General features: G+C 56.2%; 19 protein-coding genes. 12 read left to right on the plus strand and 7 right to left on the minus strand.

Translation table 11 applies throughout. The features are described 5' to 3' along the window. Nucleotides 1-77 precede the first annotated feature (77 nt). The 5 genes from msrA to araC all read left to right on the plus strand — a co-directional run bounded on the left by msrA (nt 78) and on the right by araC (nt 6,605). Nucleotides 78-716, plus strand: coding sequence for a peptide-methionine (S)-S-oxide reductase MsrA (msrA, locus tag HMPREF1144_RS07720; RefSeq protein ID WP_004098032.1), 639 nt, complete (start codon nt 78-80; stop codon nt 714-716). A 185-nt stretch (nt 717-901) separates the two neighbouring features. Further along, on the plus strand, nt 902-2,245 hold the full coding sequence (locus HMPREF1144_RS07725) for a hemolysin family protein (RefSeq protein ID WP_004098030.1): 1,344 nt from the start codon (nt 902-904) through the stop codon (nt 2,243-2,245). A 196-nt stretch (nt 2,246-2,441) separates the two neighbouring features. After that, a complete protein-coding gene (locus tag HMPREF1144_RS07730) occupies nt 2,442-3,674 on the plus strand; it encodes an oligosaccharide MFS transporter (protein WP_009652376.1) in 1,233 nt (410 codons plus the stop codon). Nucleotides 3,675-3,692: 18 nt separating this feature from the next. Continuing rightward, entirely contained in the window at nt 3,693-5,702 is a 2,010-nt protein-coding gene (locus HMPREF1144_RS07735; protein WP_004098026.1) for a beta-galactosidase, read from the plus strand. 30 nt (nt 5,703-5,732) lie between these two features. Continuing rightward, entirely contained in the window at nt 5,733-6,605 is an 873-nt protein-coding gene (gene araC / locus HMPREF1144_RS07740) for an arabinose operon transcriptional regulator AraC (RefSeq protein ID WP_009652293.1), read from the plus strand. 67 nt (nt 6,606-6,672) lie between these two features. Here the strand turns inward: araC and HMPREF1144_RS07745 are convergent, their stop codons facing one another. Further along, nucleotides 6,673-6,879 carry a DUF1107 domain-containing protein gene (locus HMPREF1144_RS07745; RefSeq protein ID WP_004098023.1) on the minus strand — a complete coding sequence of 69 codons (207 nt, stop codon included), beginning with the start codon at nt 6,877-6,879 and terminating at the stop codon, nt 6,673-6,675. A 322-nt stretch (nt 6,880-7,201) separates the two neighbouring features. Here HMPREF1144_RS07745 and HMPREF1144_RS07750 point away from each other — a divergent pair, with 322 nt between their 5' ends. Continuing rightward, nucleotides 7,202-7,759, plus strand: coding sequence for a YtfJ family protein (locus tag HMPREF1144_RS07750; RefSeq protein WP_004098021.1), 558 nt, complete (start codon nt 7,202-7,204; stop codon nt 7,757-7,759). On the opposite strand, the gene cysQ is transcribed toward HMPREF1144_RS07750, so the two are convergent. Further along, the gene (gene cysQ, locus HMPREF1144_RS07755; protein ID WP_004098019.1) at nt 7,749-8,492 is read right to left on the minus strand and encodes a 3'(2'),5'-bisphosphate nucleotidase CysQ; all 744 of its coding nucleotides are present in this window, start codon (nt 8,490-8,492) and stop codon (nt 7,749-7,751) included. The two genes, HMPREF1144_RS07750 and cysQ, sit on opposite strands and share 11 nt — an antisense overlap. Before the next feature lie 191 nt (nt 8,493-8,683). Between cysQ and HMPREF1144_RS07760 the strand changes: the two genes are divergently transcribed. Further along, on the plus strand, nt 8,684-10,627 hold the full coding sequence (locus HMPREF1144_RS07760; RefSeq protein WP_009652338.1) for a bifunctional 2',3'-cyclic-nucleotide 2'-phosphodiesterase/3'-nucleotidase: 1,944 nt from the start codon (nt 8,684-8,686) through the stop codon (nt 10,625-10,627). Nucleotides 10,628-10,679: 52 nt separating this feature from the next. Here HMPREF1144_RS07760 and HMPREF1144_RS07765 read toward each other — a convergent pair whose 3' ends face one another. Beyond that, a complete protein-coding gene (locus tag HMPREF1144_RS07765) occupies nt 10,680-11,057 on the minus strand; it encodes a winged helix-turn-helix transcriptional regulator (protein ID WP_009652333.1) in 378 nt (125 codons plus the stop codon). A gap of 90 nt (nt 11,058-11,147) precedes the next feature. On the opposite strand from HMPREF1144_RS07765, the gene HMPREF1144_RS07770 reads away from it, so the two are divergent. The 4 genes from HMPREF1144_RS07770 (at nt 11,148) to ytfE (ending at nt 14,693) form a co-directional block, all read left to right on the plus strand. Next, a complete protein-coding gene (locus HMPREF1144_RS07770) occupies nt 11,148-11,996 on the plus strand; it encodes an SDR family oxidoreductase (RefSeq protein WP_009652305.1) in 849 nt (282 codons plus the stop codon). A gap of 80 nt (nt 11,997-12,076) precedes the next feature. After that, complete coding sequence (locus HMPREF1144_RS07775) at nt 12,077-12,901, plus strand: AraC family transcriptional regulator (protein ID WP_004098011.1); 825 nt, start codon at nt 12,077-12,079, stop codon at nt 12,899-12,901. Between the two features lie 75 nt (nt 12,902-12,976). Further along, nucleotides 12,977-13,948, plus strand: a complete 972-nt coding sequence (locus HMPREF1144_RS07780) for a DMT family transporter (protein ID WP_009652298.1) — start codon at nt 12,977-12,979, stop codon at nt 13,946-13,948. 82 nt (nt 13,949-14,030) lie between these two features. Next, nucleotides 14,031-14,693, plus strand: coding sequence for an iron-sulfur cluster repair protein YtfE (gene ytfE, locus HMPREF1144_RS07785; RefSeq protein ID WP_009652330.1), 663 nt, complete (start codon nt 14,031-14,033; stop codon nt 14,691-14,693). Nucleotides 14,694-14,807: 114 nt separating this feature from the next. Here the strand turns inward: ytfE and cycA are convergent, their stop codons facing one another. Together cycA and fklB are read right to left on the minus strand one after the other, a co-directional pair. Next, the gene (gene cycA, locus HMPREF1144_RS07790; protein ID WP_004098008.1) at nt 14,808-16,211 is read right to left on the minus strand and encodes a D-serine/D-alanine/glycine transporter; all 1,404 of its coding nucleotides are present in this window, start codon (nt 16,209-16,211) and stop codon (nt 14,808-14,810) included. A 306-nt stretch (nt 16,212-16,517) separates the two neighbouring features. Further along, a complete protein-coding gene (fklB, locus tag HMPREF1144_RS07795; RefSeq protein WP_004098007.1) occupies nt 16,518-17,138 on the minus strand; it encodes an FKBP-type peptidyl-prolyl cis-trans isomerase in 621 nt (206 codons plus the stop codon). Nucleotides 17,139-17,589: 451 nt separating this feature from the next. Here fklB and HMPREF1144_RS07800 point away from each other — a divergent pair, with 451 nt between their 5' ends. Beyond that, nucleotides 17,590-18,249 carry a LysM-like peptidoglycan-binding domain-containing protein gene (locus tag HMPREF1144_RS07800; protein WP_004098005.1) on the plus strand — a complete coding sequence of 220 codons (660 nt, stop codon included), beginning with the start codon at nt 17,590-17,592 and terminating at the stop codon, nt 18,247-18,249. Between the two features lie 19 nt (nt 18,250-18,268). Here HMPREF1144_RS07800 and HMPREF1144_RS07805 read toward each other — a convergent pair whose 3' ends face one another. After that, nucleotides 18,269-19,219, minus strand: coding sequence for a DMT family transporter (locus HMPREF1144_RS07805; RefSeq protein ID WP_009652306.1), 951 nt, complete (start codon nt 19,217-19,219; stop codon nt 18,269-18,271). 145 nt (nt 19,220-19,364) lie between these two features. Beyond that, on the minus strand, nt 19,365-19,814 hold the full coding sequence (rplI, locus tag HMPREF1144_RS07810; protein ID WP_004098003.1) for a 50S ribosomal protein L9: 450 nt from the start codon (nt 19,812-19,814) through the stop codon (nt 19,365-19,367). Between the last annotated feature and the right edge of the window lie 5 nt (nt 19,815-19,819).

Consider the following 19,819-nt stretch of genomic DNA (forward strand, 5'->3'; position numbering starts at 1 on the left):
TATTAAGCGCGTTTATTGTGTTAAAAGACGCGCTTGGTTACAACCTTAACCACATTTTCTGTTTTGAGAGGCCCACCGTGAGTCTATTTGATAAAACGCATCTTGTCGCCCAAGCGGACGCGCTGCCGGGACGCAACACGCCGATGCCGGTGGCTACGCTCCACGCCGTCAATGGCCACTCGATGACCAACGTTCCCGCAGGAATGGAAGTCGCCCTGTTCGCCATGGGCTGCTTCTGGGGCGTTGAACGCCTGTTCTGGCAGCTGCCCGGCGTCTACAGTACCGCCGCTGGCTACACCGGCGGCTATACGCCCAACCCGACCTACCGCGAAGTGTGCAGCGGCGAAACCGGCCATGCTGAAGCGGTGCGCGTGGTCTACGATCCGCAGGTTATCAGCTATGAGCAGCTGCTCCAGGTCTTCTGGGAAAACCACGACCCGGCGCAGGGTATGCAGCAGGGTAACGATCGCGGTACCCAGTATCGTTCCGCGATTTATCCGCTGACGCCGGAGCAGAGCGAGGCAGCACAGGCCAGCCTGGCGCGTTTCCAGGCGGCAATGAAGGAAGCTAACGACTCGCGCACTATCACTACCGAGATCGCGACGGCGAAGCCGTTCTATTATGCCGAAGACGATCATCAGCAGTATCTGCATAAAAACCCGTACGGATACTGCGGTATCGGCGGAATCGGCGTTTGTTTGCCGCCGCAGGCCTGATGCTGCCGCGTGGTTCCCGCAGACCGCCGGATTGAATAATTTACGCTCTGGCGGCTTTACAGTACCTTACGCTATACTACGCCGTGCTATCGCCGGTCCAGGGCCTTCGGACCGGCTTTTTGTGAATTCCACTTAGCGTTATCCACTTCCCTTCCGAGGATCTGATCTCAACGGTCAGATAAGATATGTTAAACAGTATTTTAGTAATACTCTGTCTGATAGCCGTCAGTGCGTTCTTTTCGATATCGGAAATCTCGCTGGCCGCATCACGTAAAATCAAACTCAAGCTGCTGGCCGATGATGGCAACATCAACGCTCAACGCGTGCTGAAGATGCAGGAAAACCCCGGTATGTTCTTTACCGTGGTGCAAATCGGCCTCAACGCGGTGGCGATTCTCGGCGGTATCGTCGGCGATGCTGCGTTTTCACCGGCTTTCTACGGCCTGCTGAGCCGCTATCTGTCGCCGGAGCTCTCCGAGCAGCTGAGCTTTATTATTTCCTTTACCCTGGTCACCAGCCTGTTCATTCTGTTTGCTGACCTGACTCCGAAACGCATCGGTATGATCGCGCCTGAAGCCGTCGCTTTACGCATCATCAACCCGATGCGCTTCTGCTTGTTTATTTTCCGCCCGCTGGTGTGGTTGTTTAACGGCATGGCCAACAACATCTTCCGCCTGTTCAAAATTCCGATGGTGCGTAAAGACGACATTACCTCAGATGATATTTACGCCGTAGTGGAAGCCGGCGCGCTGGCCGGGGTGCTGCGTAAGCAGGAGCATGAGCTGATTGAAAACGTGTTCGAGCTGGAATCGCGCACCGTGCCTTCATCCATGACCTCACGTGAAAACGTCATCTGGTTCGATCTTCATGAAGATGAGCAGAGCCTGAAGAATAAGGTCGCGGAGCATCCACACTCCAAATTCCTGGTGTGTAACGAAGATATCGACCATATCATCGGCTACGTTGACTCTAAAGACCTGCTGAACCGCGTGCTGGCGAACCAGAGCCTGGTACTGACCGGCGGCGTGCAGATCCGCAACACCCTGATTGTCCCGGATACCCTGACGCTCTCTGAAGCGCTGGAAAGCTTTAAAACCGCCGGTGAAGACTTCGCCGTGATCATGAACGAATATGCGCTGGTGGTCGGGATTATCACCCTTAACGACGTGATGACCACCCTGATGGGCGACCTCGTCGGCCAGGGGCTGGAAGAGCAGATCGTCGCGCGCGATGAAAACTCCTGGCTCATTGACGGCGGAACGCCGATCGACGACGTGATGCGGGTACTGGATATCGATGATTTCCCGCAGTCCGGCAATTACGAGACCATCGGCGGCTTTATGATGTTTATGCTGCGTAAAATTCCCAAGCGCACCGACGCGGTGAAATTCTCCGGCTATAAGTTCGAAGTGGTGGATATCGACAACTACCGCATCGATCAGCTGCTGGTGACCCGTATCGACAATAAGCCGACGGTGCTGGTGCCCAAGCTGCCGGATGCGGCCAACAGCGATAAAGAGTCAGCGTAAAACCTTTGACGAACCGACAAGGCGGATGAAAATCCGCCTTTTTTATTGCCCGAATGTGAGGCTGCTCACGCCCCTCGGGCAATAGCAGATTTTTACTGCTCCATAGCGAAACGTTCATGACTCCCCTCTGCGCAAAAAGGTAACTTTGCTCGCGTCTATACGATCATATTCCTGAATAAAGGAAGCGAGGGTTACCATGATAGAATCAAATAAAAACTACTATATAAGCTGTCTGTTCTTCCTGTTCTTCTTTATTGGCTGGGGATGCTGCTATCCTTATTTATCATTGTGGTTAACGGAGACCATCGGTATTAATTACACCGATGTCGGTCTGGTTTATTCCTTTACTGCGGTTATTGCCGTTTGCGTTCAGCCGCTATTCGGTTTTATATCCGACAGGCTGGTTTATCGTAAAAACCTGATGTGGATGCTGGCCATCATTATTACCCTTTTTGCCCCCTACTGGATCTACGTCTTTGCACCATTATTAAAAGTTAACGTTTTTCTCGGGGCGCTGGCCGGCGGTATCTATATTGGCATGGCCTACGGCGCAGGCTGCGGTATTTGCGAAGCTTACATTGATAAAGTCAGCCGCGCTTCCGGTTTTGAGTTTGGTCGCGCCAGAATGTTTGGCGGCATTGGCGCGGCTATCGGCACCTTCGCGGCTGGCAAGCTCTACGGGATCGACCAGAACATGATTTTCTGGCTGGCCAGCTGCGCCGGCGTATGCCTGCTGGTCATTGTCTGGAAAATGCAGATTAGCGCGAATAAACAAGGCGCAATGCAGAGTAATAAATCCTCGCCGGTCACCCTGAGCGACGCCACCTCGCTGCTGAAAATGAAGAAATTCTGGTTCTTCGCGATCTACACGATCGGCGTTGGCGCGGTATATGAAACCTACGACCAGCAGTTCGCCATCTATTACAGCCACTTCTTTGAGAGCAAAGCGCGCGGCGCGGAAGTGTTCGGCTATTTAACCACAGGTCAGATTTTCCTTGATGCGGTGGTGATGTTTTTCGCCCCATGGTTCGTGAATAAAATCGGCCCGAAAAATGCTCTGCTGTACTGCGGAATGATTATGAGTCTGCGCATTATCGGCTCGGCCTGGGCTATGGGTCCGGTTTCCATTAGCCTGATTAAACTGCTGCACGGTTTTGAAAGCTCGGTATTACTCGTCGCCGCGCTGAAATATATTACGGCCAACTTCAACCCGCTGCTATCAGCCACGGTTTATTTAATCGGCTTCCAGTTTTCGAAAAGCTTTAGCTCTATTTTCCTTTCTACCGGCATCGGTCATATGTACCAGAGCATGGGCTTTACCAGCAGCTATATCGTGCTCGGAGGTATCGCCCTGTGCTTTACGCTGATTTCATTTATTACGCTGGATAAAGCGCGCGCTTTTGCCCCGCAGCCAGCTCCCGCGCATTAATTTAAGGAGGTAACCTGTATGTCTGATTTATTTTATGGCGTGGCCTATTACGATGAATATATGCCGGAAGATCGGCTGGCGAAAGATATCGCCTTAATGCTGGAAACGGGCATTAACGTGGTGCGGATTGCCGAATCGACCTGGAGTACGCTGGAGCCCCGGGAGGGTGAATATAACTTCTACCATATCGACCGGGTGCTGAATGCCATGCATAAAGCGGGGATCGCGGTGATTATCGGCACACCAACCTACGCCGTCCCGGCCTGGCTGGCGGCGAAACACCCCGATATTCTGGTCACTACCGTCAACGGGCAGCAAAAATATGGCCCGCGCCAGATTATGGATATCGTCAACCCGACCTTTCGCCGCTATGCCGAAAAGATTATCCGTACGCTAATGACGCACGTGCAGCACCATCCGGCGATTATTGGCTGGCAGCTGGATAATGAAACCAAGCATTACGATAATATCGGCCGCTATATGCAGGAGGGTTTTGTGCGCAGCCTGCGGGAAAAATACCCCGATCTCGACCGGTTGAATAACGATTTTGGTCTGGACTACTGGAGCAACCGTATTGATAGCTGGCAGGATTTTCCGCCGGTCGAGAATACCATTAACGCCAGCCTCGCCTGCGCGTTCTCTCGCTACCAGCGCCAGCAGGTGACGGAGTATCTCGCCTGGCAGGCGGAGATCGTGCGCGAATATGCCCAGCCGCATCAGTTCGTCACCCATAACTTCGATTTTGAATGGCGCGGCTACTCCTACGGCGTGCAGCCGCGAGTCGACCATTTTGCGGCGGCGCAGGCGCTGGATATTGCCGGTGTCGATATCTATCACCCGAGCCAGAAGCACCTGACCGGGCGGGAAATCGCGTTTGGCGGCGCCATTACGCGCTCGCTCAAGCGGGGTAAGAATTACTTCGTGCTGGAAACCCAGGCGCAGGGCTTTGCCCAATGGACTCCTTATCCGGGCCAGCTGCGCCTGCAGGCCTTTAGCCACGTGGCCTCGGGGGCGGCGATGGTCTCTTACTGGCATTGGCATTCGATTCATAACGCGTTCGAAACTTACTGGAAAGGGCTGTTAAGCCATGACTTTTCACGCAACGCGACCTGGCAGGAGGCCACCACTATCGGGGCTGACTTTGCCCGCCTGTCGCCGCAGCTGGCGGAGCTGCAGGCTGAAAACGACGTCGCGCTGCTGATAAGCAATGAGGCGATGGACGCCCTTAACCAGTTCCGCCCCGGCGACGCGCAGGGCAATATTTATAACGATATTTTCCGCCGCTTCCACGATGCGCTGTACGACCACAATATCAGCCTCGATATTATCCACGATGTTAACGAGGAAACCGCGCGCTACCGCGCGCTGATCGTACCCGGACTCTACGCCGCCGATGATGGCCTGCTGACGCGCATCAACCGCTATATCGAGCAGGGCGGCAGAGCGCTGATCGGCTTTAAATCGGGCTTTAGCGATGAAAACGTGAAGGTGCGCAGCGGCGCGCAGCCGGGAATTTTGCGCGAGAGCTGCGGCGTGAGCTACAGTCAATTCACCCTGCCGGAAGAAACCACGGTAAGCGCCTGCAGCGCGGACATTGATTGCCGTCAAGACAATCAGGCCGAGCTGTGGATGGAGCTGCTGACGCCGGACGCCGGTACCCGTACGCTACTGCGCTATCAGCATCCGGCATGGGGCGACTATGCCGCCGCCACCGAGGCGGATTACGCTCAGGGTCGGGCGATTTACGTTGGCTTTCTGCCGCAGAAAACGCTGATTAGCCAGCTGTTCGATCGCCTGACCGCAGGACTGGATCTGCGTTCACGTACATCGGCCTACCGCTATCCGCTGGTGGTCAAAAAGATGCGCAACCGCGATGGCAACAGCATCCACTTCCTGTTCAACTACTCCGGCGAACCGCAGGCGTTTATCAGCGAGACATCGGGCAACGCGCTGTTGAGCGGGGAAAAAGTTAGCTGCGGCCAGCCGTTGCGCCTCAAGGCATGGGATTTTACTATCATCGAAAGTTAAGCGGACGGCGGCGATCGGGCGGGAGAAACGATGGAACTGGATATCAATGAGCTACTGAACTTCTCGCCATTGATGAAGACCTTTACCTTCAACGCCTGGGTCGTCGCCGGCTTTACCCCCATCACCCGCGGCTCAAAGCTGGACTACTACATAAACCGCCCGCAGGGGATGAAAGGTTACATCATCAATCTGACGCTGCGCGGCCAGGCGCGCGCGAAAGCAGGAGACGGCTCCCTTCTGTGTCGCGAAAACGATCTGCTGCTCTTCCCGCCCGGCGTTCCCCACCATTACGGACGGGACGAACACAGCGAATACTGGGATCATTTATGGATCTACTTCATCCCCCGGCCCTACTGGATAGACTGGCTAAAATGGGATCAAACGACCCACGGCATTGGTAAAACCACGGTCAACGATCCTGAGCAGCTGCAGAGTCTGCGCGATCTGTTCTATGAGGTTATCCGCCACCACTCTGCTTCCGCCCCGCTGTCGGAGGCGCTGGCGATGAATGCGCTGGAGCGCCTGATCCTGAACTGCTTTCAGCAACAGCCGATCAGCAACCGCCACGCCCACGACCCGCGGATTAACGCCGTATGCGACTATCTTAACGAACATATTGCCCAGGAGATGAAGATCGAGACCCTGGCGGCGATGGTTTTCCTCTCCCCTTCGCGGCTGGCGCATTTGTTCAAAAATGAGCTGGGGCAAACGGTTTACGCCTGGCGCGAGGCGCAGCGCATCAACCGCGCGAGGTGGCTGATCCAGAGCACCTCCCTACCGCTTAACAAAATCGCCCTGTCGGTAGGTTACGGAGACCCGGTCTATTTCACGCGCATTTTCCGTAAACATAACGGCATTCCCCCGGGCGAGTACCGTAAACGCTATGCGGAAATGAAGGGATAGGTCCAGAAACATCAACGGCTCCCTTGGGGAGCCGCCTTTTTACCGTGTAGTCATACCTCTTTTCAGGTTATGCCATCTCTGTTTGCAGACGGCTCACCTGGCGGTTGACTTCAGACATCACTGACAAATGCAGCTTGTCCTTAACCTTCGGGATAAGGATTTTGCCCTTATCAAACTCAAAAGCGCCAACGTCCTTGATATACAAACGTCCACGGAACAGGATCTTCACGTACTTCGCTACTTGTAGCGGGTTGTAGCGTTGGAAAATTTTCATTGTTGTCTCCTGCCAGGGTTACGCTCCTGTGGTGCCACAGTTAGCCCACGTACCGGAATCGCAAATTTTAATGCCCTGAAACTATAGTCCAGAATCTGAGTGATACCCAGTTTGTATAAGTTTATTTACCTTATGATGACAATAATTCAGAGTTTTCGTTTCAGGCATCCGATGAAGGTAGTATAAGTCGCCGATTTTAGATGGAATTGTGCGTCAACACGCAAACTGGCACCATCATTGCGGGTAATGCCCATAAATCGCACTTATGATTAAAGCAGACCAAGTGGTCGGATCACCTGCACAGATAATAAAAGGAAACATCATGACCCTACGTAGATTACTGGCCGTTTCATGTCTCCTGTTCCCGCTGATGGCGTCGGCGCATAACTTTGTCGATGGTCAGCGCGTTGCGCCGGTCGGCGTCGCGGATCGGGGGGAGCTGGTACTGAATAACGATAAGTTTAGCTATAAAAGCTGGAATAGCGCGCAGCTGGTGGGGAAAGTGCGCGTCGTGCAGCATATTGCCGGGCGCTCGTCGGCAAAAGAAAAAAACGCGACCCTGATTGAAGCAATTAAAAGCGCGAAGCTCCCGCACGATCGCTATCAAACCACCACTATCGTCAATACCGATGACGCTATCCCGGGTTCAGGCATGTTTGTCCGCAGCAGTATTGAGAGCAACAAGCAGCTCTACCCCTGGTCGCAGTTTATCGTCGACAGCAACGGTGTGGTCCGCAAAGCGTGGCAGCTTAATGAAGAGAGTTCGGCCATCGTGGTGCTGGATAATGACGGCCGCGTACAGTGGGCTAAAGACGGCGCGCTTAGCCAGGAAGAGGTGCAGCAGGTGGTTGCCCTGCTGCACAAGCTGCTCAATAAATAGACACCCGGAAGCCAGGGTTGAGGAACGATTCACGCGGCGTGTAATCAAGGGTACGCCCCTGCCAGTCGTGAACGTGCGCCCCGGCGGCGCTGGCGACCGCATGACCGGCCGCGGTGTCCCAGGTGGAGGTCGGCCCGAAGCGCGGATAAAGCTGGGCCTGCCCTTCGGCGACCAGACAGAACTTCAGCGATGAACCGATTGAGGTGGTCTGGTGTTCGCCAAGCTGCTCCAGATACTCCTGCAGCTCCGGGTCATTGCCGTGGGAGCGGCTAATCACCACCAGCGGCGGACGCGCATCGCGGACCTGAATCTGCTTGCGAACGCCGCACTCCTCTTTCCACGCTTTGCCCTTTTCCGCGCTGTACATCACCTTCATCACCGGCGCGTAGACCACGCCAAGGATCGGCTTCCCGTTCTCAATCAAGGCGATATTGACCGTGAACTCGCCGTTGCGCTTGATAAACTCTTTGGTGCCGTCCAGCGGGTCCACCAGCCAGTAGCGCTGCCAGTGCTGTCGCACCTCCCAGGCCGGCGGGTCCTCTTCCGACAGAACCGGAATATCGGGCGTCAGCGCCAGCAGGCCGCTGATAATCACCTTGTGCGCCGCAATATCCGCGGCCGTGACCGGAGAATCGTCCTTCTTGCTGGCAACGTCCATCGGCTGTTTTCCATCGTAAACTTCCATGATGGCATCGCCCGCGTTCCGTGCTAGCTGACATACTTGTTCTAACATTCTCCACCTCGTCTGGTTACAGTGGCGTTAACTCGTTGTTTTATTTATATCGCATCATTGTGAGTTCCGCTATCTGTGATAACGATGGCGGTTTCCTTCACCGCTTTTCTGGCATGATTCACATTTCTGTAAGCAACAGAATGTAAATACATTTTCTTCTGTGCCATTGCTCATAAAAAAGGACGCCACTGATGATTAAGTTTAGCGCAACGCTGCTGGCCACGCTGATCGCCGCCAGCGTAAATGCGGCGACGGTCGATTTGCGAATCATGGAAACCACCGATCTGCACAGTAATATGATGGACTTTGACTATTACAAAGACAGCGCCACGGAAAAATTTGGCCTGGTGCGTACCGCAACCCTGATTGAGAAAGCGCGCCAGGAAGCCAAAAACAGCGTGCTGGTCGATAACGGCGACGTTATTCAGGGCAGCCCGCTGGGCGACTATATGGCGGCGAAAGGGTTGAAAGAGGGCGATGTTCATCCGGTCTACAAGGCGATGAATACCCTGGACTATGCGGTGGGTAACCTCGGCAACCACGAGTTTAACTACGGGCTCGACTTCCTGCACAAAGCGCTGGCCGGCGCGAAATTCCCCTACGTGAACGCTAATATCATCGATGCCAAAACCGGCAAACCGATGTTTACGCCTTATCTGATTCAGGATACCCAGGTACAGGATAGCGACGGCAAAACGCAGACGCTGCGCATTGGCTATATCGGCTTCGTACCGCCGCAGATTATGACCTGGGATAAAGCCAATCTCAGCGGCAAAGTCACCGTCAACGACATTACCGCAACCGCGCGCAAGTTTGTCCCGGAAATGCGTGAAAAAGGCGCGGATGTGGTGGTGGTCATTGCCCACTCCGGCCTCTCCGCCGACCCGTATCAGGCAATGGCGGAGAACTCCGTTTACTATTTAAGCCAGGTGCCCGGCGTCGATGCCATTATGTTCGGCCACGCGCACGCCGTCTTCCCGAGCAAAGATTTTGCCGGTATTAAAGGCGCGGATATCGCGAAAGGTACGCTGAACGGCGTACCGGCGGTGATGCCGGGCATGTGGGGCGATCATCTTGGGGTGGTCGATCTGGTTCTGAACAACGCCAGCGGCAAATGGCAGGTCAGCGCAGCGAAAGCCGAAGCTCGCCCGATCTACGATGCGGCGGCGAAGAAATCGCTGGCGGCAGAAGACAGCAATATGGTGGCGGTATTAAAAGCCGACCATGACGCCACCCGCGAGTTTGTCGGCAAACCGATCGGTAAATCCTCGGATAATATGTACAGCTATCTGGCGCTGGTGCAGGATGACCCGACCGTACAGGTGGTCAACATGGCCCAGAAAGCCTATGTGGAGCACTATATTCAGGGCGACCCGGATTTGGCGAAGCTGCCCGTACTCTCCGCCGCCGCGCCGTTTAAAGTCGGCGGACGGAAAAACGATCCGGCCAGCTTTGTGGAAGTGGAAAAAGGTCAGCTCACCTTCCGCAACGCCGCCGATCTCTACCTGTATCCCAACACCCTGGTGGTGATGAAAGTGAGCGGTAAAGAGGTGAAAGAGTGGCTGGAGTGCTCCGCCGGGCAGTTCAATCAGATTGACCCCGCCAGCAGCAAGCCGCAGTCGCTGATTAACTGGGACGGCTTCCGCACCTACAACTTCGACGTGATTGACGGCGTGAACTATCAGATCGATATCACCCAGCCGGCGCGCTATGACGGCGAATGTAAGCCCGTTAATCCGCAGGCCGAGCGAATTAAAAACCTGACCTTTAACGGCAAGCCAATCGATCCGAACGCCACTTTCCTCGTCGCGACCAATAACTACCGCGCTTACGGCGGTAAATTCCAGGGCACCGGCGAGGATCATATCGCGTTCGCCTCGCCGGATGAAAACCGCTCGGTGCTGGCGGCGTGGATTGGCGCGGAGTCGAAGAAAAACGGCGAGATCCATCCGGCGGCGGATAACAACTGGCGCCTGGCGCCGATCCACAGCAGCGTACCGCTGGATATTCGCTTTGAAACCTCACCGGGCGATAAGGCCGCGGCGTTTATCAAAGAGAAAGCGCAATACCCGATGCGCCAGGTCGCTACCGACGATATCGGTTTTGCCATTTATCAGCTGGATTTGAGTAAATAATTGCCCGTTCCCCGGTGGCGCTACGCCTACCGGGGCTACCCAGGCATCCCCCTCAGGCTACCTGTCCGTGGTTCGCCAGAACCGCGGGCAGGTTCAGCTCAATCCAGTCCGCCAGCGCCGCCACCTTCTCACTTACCTGCTCACCGAGCGGAGTCAGACTATATTCAACGTGCGGCGGTACCACCGGGTACGACATGCGGTTAAGAAAGCCATCCTGCTCCAGCGCCTGCAACGACTGGGCCAGCATCTTTTCGCTAACGCCGCCGATCTTACGCCGCAGATCGCTAAACCGATGGGTGCCATCGCGCAGGGACACCAAAATCAGTACGCCCCAGCGGCTGGTCACGTGCTTGAGCACTTCCCGCGAGGGGCACTGTTCGGCAAACAGGTTGCCGTTGCGTAGCTGCTCGCTTAGCGTCAGATTCGCCATATTCACACTTACCTTTTTGTACGTACTTACTAAAAGTTAGTTAAGGTGTTAGCTTACCACAACTGCCAATGAACACGAAGGAGAAGACTTATGATCGCCATTACCGGCGCCACCGGCCAACTTGGCCAGCACGTCCTGGAAAATCTGTTAACTACCGTCCCCGCAGGCCAGGTTGTGGCTATCGTGCGCAACCCGGCGAAGGCCGAATCGCTGAGTCAACAGGGCGTGATGGTTCGTCAGGCCGACTACAGCGATGAAGCCGCGTTGACCGCCGCCCTGCAGGGCGTGGACAAACTGCTGCTGATCTCGTCCAGCGAAGTCGGCCAGCGTGCCGTCCAGCACCGTAACGTAATTAACGCGGCGAAAGCCGCCGGCGTAAAATTTATCGCCTACACCAGCCTGCTGCACGCCGATACCTCCCCGCTGGGGCTGGCGGATGAGCATATCGCCACCGAGAAAATGCTCGCCGACTCCGGCATTGCGTATGCTCTGCTGCGCAACGGCTGGTACACCGAAAACTATCTCGCCAGCGCGCCGCCGTCGATTGAGCACGGCGTGTTTATCGGCGCGGCCGGTAACGGCAAAATCGCCTCCGCCACCCGCGCGGACTACGCCGCCGCCGCCGCTCGCGTTATCGCCGAAGAGGGCCACGCCGGAAAAGTGTACGAGCTGGCGGGCGATGAGGCGTGGACGCTGAGCGAACTGGCCGCTGAGCTGAGCAAACAAAGCGGTAAAAACGTGGTGTATCAAAACCTCAGCGAAGCCGACTTCGCCGCCGCGCTGAAGGGCGTCGGGCTACCTGCCGGTCTGGCGGATATGCTGGCGGATTCTGATACCGGCGCGTCCAAAGGCGGTCTGTTCGACGATAGCTGCACCCTGAGTAAGCTCATCGGTCGCCCAACCACGACGCTGGCAGAGAGCGTCAAAGGCATTCTGTAACTGTTACATAGTGGTTAATTTTTGTAGCATCCCGGCGGGCCATCCTCAATAATGCACGGATGTCCGTCGGGAGTTATCACATGCAAGGCGTACCAGAACAGTTCAGTGATGAAAGAGACAGCGCGCGCTTTCGCCATCTGGCGCAGCTGCCCGGCGTTGAGCTGTACCATGCCCATATCTCCCGCTACGCCTTTGAACCGCACACCCATGAAGCCTTTGGTATCGGCGCGATCGAGCTCGGCGCCGAGCGTTTTCGCTATCGCGGCAGCCAGCACGTGGCTTCGGTCAACTCTATCGTCACCATGAATCCCGATGAACTGCACACCGGCGAGGCGGAGACCGCCGACGGCTGGCGCTATCGGATGATTTATCTCGACCCGGATACGCTGGAAGAGGTGACCGGCGTGCGCCACTGGTGGTTCAGCGAGGTGGTGCGTCAGGATCCCCTGCGCTCCCGGCAAATCGGCAATCTCATCTACGGCCTGTGGCATACTGACGATCCGCTGGCGCAGCAGGGTCTGCTGCTGGATTTGATCGATACCTTCCGCCCGTTTGCCCATCACGCCGCTGCGCTGCCCGAAGCCCGCCACCGCTTCGAGCGGGTGCGCGACTATCTGCACGATAACTATATGCGTACGGTGACCCTCGATGAGCTGGCGCAGGTGGCGGCACTGAGCCCGTACCATTTCCAGCGCCAGTTCAAAGCGCACTTCCACGTTACGCCGCACCAGATGCTGATGGCGATTCGCCTGTGGCGCGCTAAAGCGTTTCTCACCCACGGCATGCCCGCCGCCGACGTCGCTCTCGCCGCCGGGCTGACCGACCAGTCGCACCTGACCCGCGCGTTCACCCGCCGCTACGGCATTACGCCGGTGCGTTATCAAAAGCAGGTTCTCCCGCGCTAATGCGCAACCTCATACAATATTCCCGCTTTTGGCTCGCCTACACTGTCGCCAACAAAAAGAGTAATGGAAGGCGTGATGGTTAGTGGTGTGCTGTACGCCCTGCTGGCAGGGCTGATGTGGGGATTGATATTCGTGGGTCCTTTACTGGTGCCGGAATACCCGGCGGTTTTACAGTCAATGGGGCGCTATCTGGCGCTGGGGCTGATCGCCCTGCCGCTGGCCTGGCTGGGCCGCGTGCGGCTGCGCCAGCTCACCGGGAAAGACTGGTGGACGGCGCTGGGGCTGACCATGATGGGCAACTTAATCTATTACGTCTGCCTGGCCAGCGCGATTCAGCGTACCGGCGCGCCGGTATCGACGATGATTATCGGCACTCTGCCGGTCGTGCTGCCGGTTTTCGCCAACCTGCTCTATAGCCAGCGCGACGGCAAGCTGCCGTGGCGACGCCTGTTCCCGGCGCTGGTCTGTATTGCCCTCGGCCTGGCGTGCGTCAATATCGCCGAGCTGCATCAGGGCTTACCCGATTTCAGCCCGTGGCGCTACGGCTCCGGTATCGCGCTGGCGTTGATCTCGGTGGTGTGCTGGGCCTGGTACGCGCTGCGCAACGCCCGCTGGCTGCGGGAAAATCCGGATAAACCGCCGATGATGTGGGCCACCGCGCAGGCGCTGGTGACCCTGCCGGTATCCCTGGCCGGATATCTTATCGCCTGCGGGTGGCTACACGGCCAGCACGCGGACTTTCCACTGCCTTTCGGTCCGCGCCCGGCGGTGTTTGTCACCCTGATGCTGGCGATCGCTATCTTCTGCTCATGGGTCGGCGCATGGTGCTGGAACGTTGCCAGCCAGCGCCTGCCAACGGTGATCCTCGGGCCGCTGATCGTCTTCGAAACCCTTGCCGGACTGCTGTATACCTTTATTCTGCGTCAGAGCCTGCCCCCGCTTCTCACCTTCAGCGGTATCCTGCTGCTGGTGCTCGGCGTGGTGTCCGCCGTGCGTGCCCGCCCGGAAAAGCCCGCGCTACAGGAGCTGGTCAGCGAGAAAAAATAGCCTGGTATCCTAAAGGGGTATTCCCAGAAACATAAGATGCATTTAAAATACAACTTATATTCTTGATGACGAGGTAACTGCTATGGCTTTCCGTGACCAACCTTTAGGCGAGCTGGCGCTGACGATTCCGCGCGCCTCCGCGCTGTTCCGTCAATACGATATGGACTACTGCTGCGGCGGCAAACAGACGCTGGAGCGCGTGGCGTCGCGCAAAGAGCTGGACGTCGCGGTGATTGAAGCCGAGCTGGCCAAACTGGCGGAAGAGCCGGTAGAGCGCGACTGGCGGGCTGCGCCCTATGCGGACATCATCGATCACATTACCGTTCGCTATCACGACCGGCATCGCGAGCAGCTGCCGGAGCTGATTTTACAGGCCACTAAAGTCGAGCGCGTTCACGCCGACAAGCCCAACGTTCCGAAAGGCTTAACCAAGTACCTGACCATGCTGCACCAGGAGCTTTCGAGCCATATGATGAAAGAGGAGCAGATTCTGTTTCCGATGATCAAACAGGGCATGGGAACGCAGGCCGGCGGTCCTATCAGCGTCATGGAAAGCGAGCATGATGAAGCGGGCGAGCTGCTGGAGGTGATTAAGCACATCACGCAGAACGTGACGCCGCCGGCGGAAGCCTGCACTACCTGGAAAGCGATGTACAACGGCATCAACGAGCTGATTGATGACCTGATGGAGCACATCAGCCTTGAAAATAACGTCCTGTTTCCGCGTGCCCTCGCCGGAAAGTAAATAAAAAGGCGCCCGCAGGCGCCCTCGACATTGTCAGTCTCATTGGCCACCTCGGGTGGCCTTTTTTATGACGGACCGTTGCAGGCAACGTTAAAAACCGCTGCCGAAGATTTTTTATTTCACCAGGCGCTTCTTGCCGGCAAACAGCCAGCCCGCGCCCAGCAGCACAAACCACAGCGGGGTCACCATCAGCGCTTCGCGGGTATCGGCTTCCAGCGTCAGCAGGACTAGCACAAAGACGAAGAATGCCATGCACACCCAGCACATCAGTTTGCCCAGCGGCATCTTATATTTGGACTGCTCATGCAGCTGCGGACGCTTTCTGCGATAGGCCAGATACGAGCACAGGATAATCGTCCAGACGAACATAAACAGGATCGCCGACACCGTGGTAATCATGGTAAACGCCGCGATCACGCTTGGATTGACCATCAGCATGACCACGCCGCCCAGCAGACACATACAGGAGAAGGTCAGGCCTTTCGCCGGTACCGCACGCTTCGACAGCTTGGCGAACATTTTCGGCGCCTGTCCGTCCTGCGCCAGACCGAACAGCATACGGCTGGTGGAGAACACGCCGCTGTTAGCGGAAGAGGCCGCCGAGGTCAGCACCACGAAGTTGATCAGGCTTGCCGCCGCCGGCAGCCCGACCAGCACAAACAGCTCAACGAACGGGCTCTTTGACGGCACGACGGAGCTCCACGGCGTCACTGACATAATCACGATCAACGCAAAGACGTAGAACATAATGATGCGGATTGGAATCGAGTTAATCGCCCGCGGCAGGGATTTCTCAGGATCTTTCGTTTCCGCCGCCGTGGTTCCCACCAGTTCGATGCCCACAAAGGCGAAGACCGCTATCTGGAAGCCGGCAAAGAATCCGCTGATGCCTTTCGGGAACCAGCCGCCGTCATTCCACAGATGGGCGAAAGAAGCTTCTACCCCGGTCGGTGACTGGAAGTGCATCATCACCATCACCAGGCCGACGACGATCAGCGCCACGATAGCGACGATTTTGATCATCGCAAACCAGAACTCCATCTCGCCGAACATCTTCACGGTGGCGAGGTTAAGGCCCAGCAGCAGCAGGATGACCGCCAGCGAGGCGACCCAGTCGGAGAGACCCGGGAACCAGAACTGTGCGTAGGCGGTGATCGCCACCACGTCCGCCATCCCGGTTACCACCCAGCAGAACCAGTAGGTCCAGCCGGTAAAATAGCCTGCCCAGGGGCCCAGCAGGTCGGCGGCAAAATCGCTGAACGACTTGTATTCGAGATTCGACAGCAGCAGTTCGCCCATGGCGCGCATGACGAAAAACAGCATAAAGCCGATGATCATATAAACAAAAATAATTGACGGCCCGGCAAGGCTGATGGTTTTGCCTGAGCCCATAAACAGCCCGGTGCCGATCGCACCACCGATAGCAATAAGCTGAATATGCCGGTTAGTGAGATTTCGCCGCAGCGATTGTTCAGTCGGAGCCTGTTCGTCGGCAGCGACTTTTACCTGATCTACCATGTGATTTTTTCCTGTTGTACCTGTCTGTGTTGTTCGGGCTCTGCTGGCCCTTCATTCGTCTTAACCCTGGAACGAGGGTTTATCGATATTAGGTAAGAATCGGAGGGATGAATACTATGATTTAGATATAATGTTAATTTTATGTTTAAAGTGAGTGTTATATCACTCAGGTTACGCGAAACAGCTCACAAAAATACACCCATTAAGCAGATATGCAATATAAAGCTCCGGAAAACGTTCAACTTAAGGGTTTTACACTATTTAAAGCGGCCTCCTCCCCCGTACGGGAGAGGAAGCACCTGCTGTTTAGATAATATCCAGCAGTTCAACTTCAAAAATCAGGGTGCTGAACGGAGGAATGGATGCGCCCGCGCCGCGCTCGCCGTAGGCCAGGCTGTGCGGAATGGTCAGTTCCCATTTGGAACCCACCGGCATCAGGGTCAGCGCTTCAATCCAGCCGCCGATTACGCCTGTCACCGGGAATTCAGCCGGTTCGCCGCGTGCGACGGAGCTATCGAAGACGGTACCGTCGATCAGTTTGCCGGTGTAGTGGACGCGAACGCGGTCAGTACGCGCCGGGATCGGGCCTTCGCCCTGGGTCAGAACGCGGAACTGCAGGCCAGACTCGGTGCTGTTAACGCCTTCGCGCTCGCGGTTTTCTTCCAGGTATTTCTCGCCATCCGCGGCCATTTCCTGGAAACGCTCGCGACGCACGGCGTCAGCGCGTTCGTGGATTTCGCGCAGCGCGCGGTGAACGGCTTCCACCGGCACCTGCGGCTGTTTACCTTCCAGCGCGTCAGCAATACCGGCGACCAGCGCTTCCGGCAGCAGCCCCTGCAGGCCAGATTCGCTCAGCTGTTGTCCAACCTGCAAGCCGATACCGTAACTTGCCTGTGCTTCGATCGTGTCAAAAGTTGGGGTTGCCATCTTTGTTCCTTTTTTGGTGGGGATTCTCATGCTCCCGGGCCTTCAAATTGCGAAAGGCGGCGAGCGGAGAAAAGAGGTGGGAAGCATATCAGCCATAGCACGACGGGTAAAACTTTGTCGCCTGGATGATGACAAATCTAAGGGAAACAGAAACAATAGAGAGATAAGGTTAACCTCACGAAACATAGCTTTGTCTCGTCCTTCAGGAAGTTAGCCATCTATACCCGTCATACTTTAAGTTGCAGGAGCGTTGGCTTCGCCAGCGCGCCCCAGTCACATAGTTATCTATGCTCCTGGGAACTTACTGGCTTGCCGCGTTACTCGGCCTGCGGCCTCGCCCCTACGGGGCCAGCGCAAGCGCTGTTCAAGGCAAACCTTGTCCTGCGACTTAAATTATTTAGGGTATATACTTTATTTACAGGATAAAAATATGCGGAGCAGGAGGAAAGCCATGCCCGGGCGCTTTGAATTGACATCTACCCTGGCGAAGATCTGGCACGCCCCGGATCATTTTCGCCTCATGGATCCGCTACCGCCGATGCACCGCCGCGGCATCATTGCCGGGGCGCTGCTGGTAATTATCGGCGTTCTGCTCCCTTCCGAGGATAACAGCAGCCCGGTTCAGGCCAGCCGTGAGGCGAACCTCAACCTGCAATCCCAGTCGCAGCCATCTTCCGGCAATCAGGCGGTCCCGCTGCCGCCCATCACCAACACGCCGCCGGTCAACGATGCCGATCAGGTGGCGCCGGTCGCACCGGAGCCGATTCAGGATGAACAGCCGGATCAGCCGCAGCAGCAGACCGCATCTCAGCCTTATCAGGAGCCGCAGTCGACCCCCGGCATCGAGCAGCAGTGGCGGACCTACCGTATTGAATCGGGGAAAACTCTCGCGCAGCTGTTCCGCGACCACAACCTGCCGCCGACCGACGTTTACGCCATGGCCCAGGTGGAAGGCGCCGGTAAACCGCTAAGCTCACTGCAGACCGGGCAGACGGTACAGATCCGTCAGAACGCCAGCGGCGTAGTCACCGGGCTGACTATCGATACCGGCGGCGGCCAGCAGGTGCTGTTTACCCGCCAGTCGAACGGCAGCTTTATTCGCGTCCGTTAAGGCCTCACGGCCGGGTAACTTACCCGGCCTGCTGTGGCGATTTCCCGGATGTTGTCCCCGGCTTATTCACCCACCAGATCCCGGCGCACACCAGCGCCAGCGCAACCGCATATTTCAGTTCAAGAATATTCTCGCCGAGGAAGATGGCCGACAGTACGGTGCCGGCGACCGGGACCACAAAGTTGAACGGCGCAATCATGCTCACCCGGTTATGCTTGAGCAGCACGCTCCATAGCGCAAAAGCGATAGAAGAGAGCAGCGTCAAATAAGCCAGAACCAGCGCAGCAGCGGCGCTGTGAACCTCAAGGGTGCCGCCGGTCAGATAGCCGCCGCCGACGAGTACCAGACCGCCAAACGCCAGCTGCCAGCCGGTCATCACCGTCGGGTCAACCGTCTGCGAAATGCGCTTCCCGTATAGCGTCGCCGCCGACAGGATAAACGCCGCCAGCACCACAAAGCCGTCACCCTGCCAGACAAAGCTAAAATCGCTCAATGAACGATTAACGTTCACCAGCATCACGCCGGCAAAGCCGACAATACAGCCGATGGCTTTGTTGTAGCTCAGCCTGTCATTCTGATAGATAAAGTGCGCCAGCAGAACGCTGAAGAAAGTACCGGTAGCGTTCATAATTGATCCCTTCACGCCGGTGGTAAACGCCAGGCCAACGTAGAAGAAAACGTACTGGATAGAGGTTTGCGTGACGCCCAGTATCGCCAGCTGCCCGCACTGACGAGGATTCAAGCGGGCAATCGGCTTACGCTGCGCCAGCGCGAAGAGCAGCAGCAGCGCGCCGGCAAACAAAAAGCGATAGCCAGCAAAGACGATTTTAGACGGCACATCATCAGTGGCAATCTGAAACAGTTCATAGCCGCTTTTAATCGCCGGATAGGAGCTTCCCCACAGCAGACAGCAGAGGGTTGCGCAGGCATAAGCCACTTTCTTGCGGGAAAAAATCGAGGGTGCGTCCATTCACTTCACCAGAAATAAAATAGTGTTTTATTTTATTATCCAGAAAGTTGCTAAGAATAGCCACCATACCAGGAAAAGATTCGACAAAGACAGAAAAGCAAAACGCCGGCACAAGGCCGGCGTCTCGACGTGAGTTGAGTAAAAATTACTCAGCTACAACGTTAACAACCAGTTTAGCGAAAACTTCGCTGTGAACCTGGAAGTCCACTTCGTGCTCACCGGTGGTGCGCAGAACGCCGTTCGGCAGACGAACTTCGCTCTTAGCAACGGCAACGCCAGCTGCAGTTACAGCGTCAGCGATGTCGCGGGTACCGATGGAACCGAACAGTTTACCTTCGTCGCCAGATTTAGACGCGATGGTAACGGTGCCCAGTGCGTTGATTGCTTCAGCACGTGCGTTAGCAGCGCCCAGAACTTCGGCCAGTTTGGCTTCCAGTTCAGCACGGCGTGCTTCGAAGAATTCAACGTTTTTCTTGGTAGCAGGAACAGCTTTACCCTGTGGTACCAGGAAGTTACGAGCATAGCCCGCTTTAACGTTAACCTGATCACCCAGGCTACCCAGGTTTGCTACTTTATCAAGCAGAATAACTTGCATTACCT

Source organism: Klebsiella sp. OBRC7, assembly GCF_000293135.1.
Taxonomy (GTDB): domain Bacteria; phylum Pseudomonadota; class Gammaproteobacteria; order Enterobacterales; family Enterobacteriaceae; genus Klebsiella; species Klebsiella michiganensis.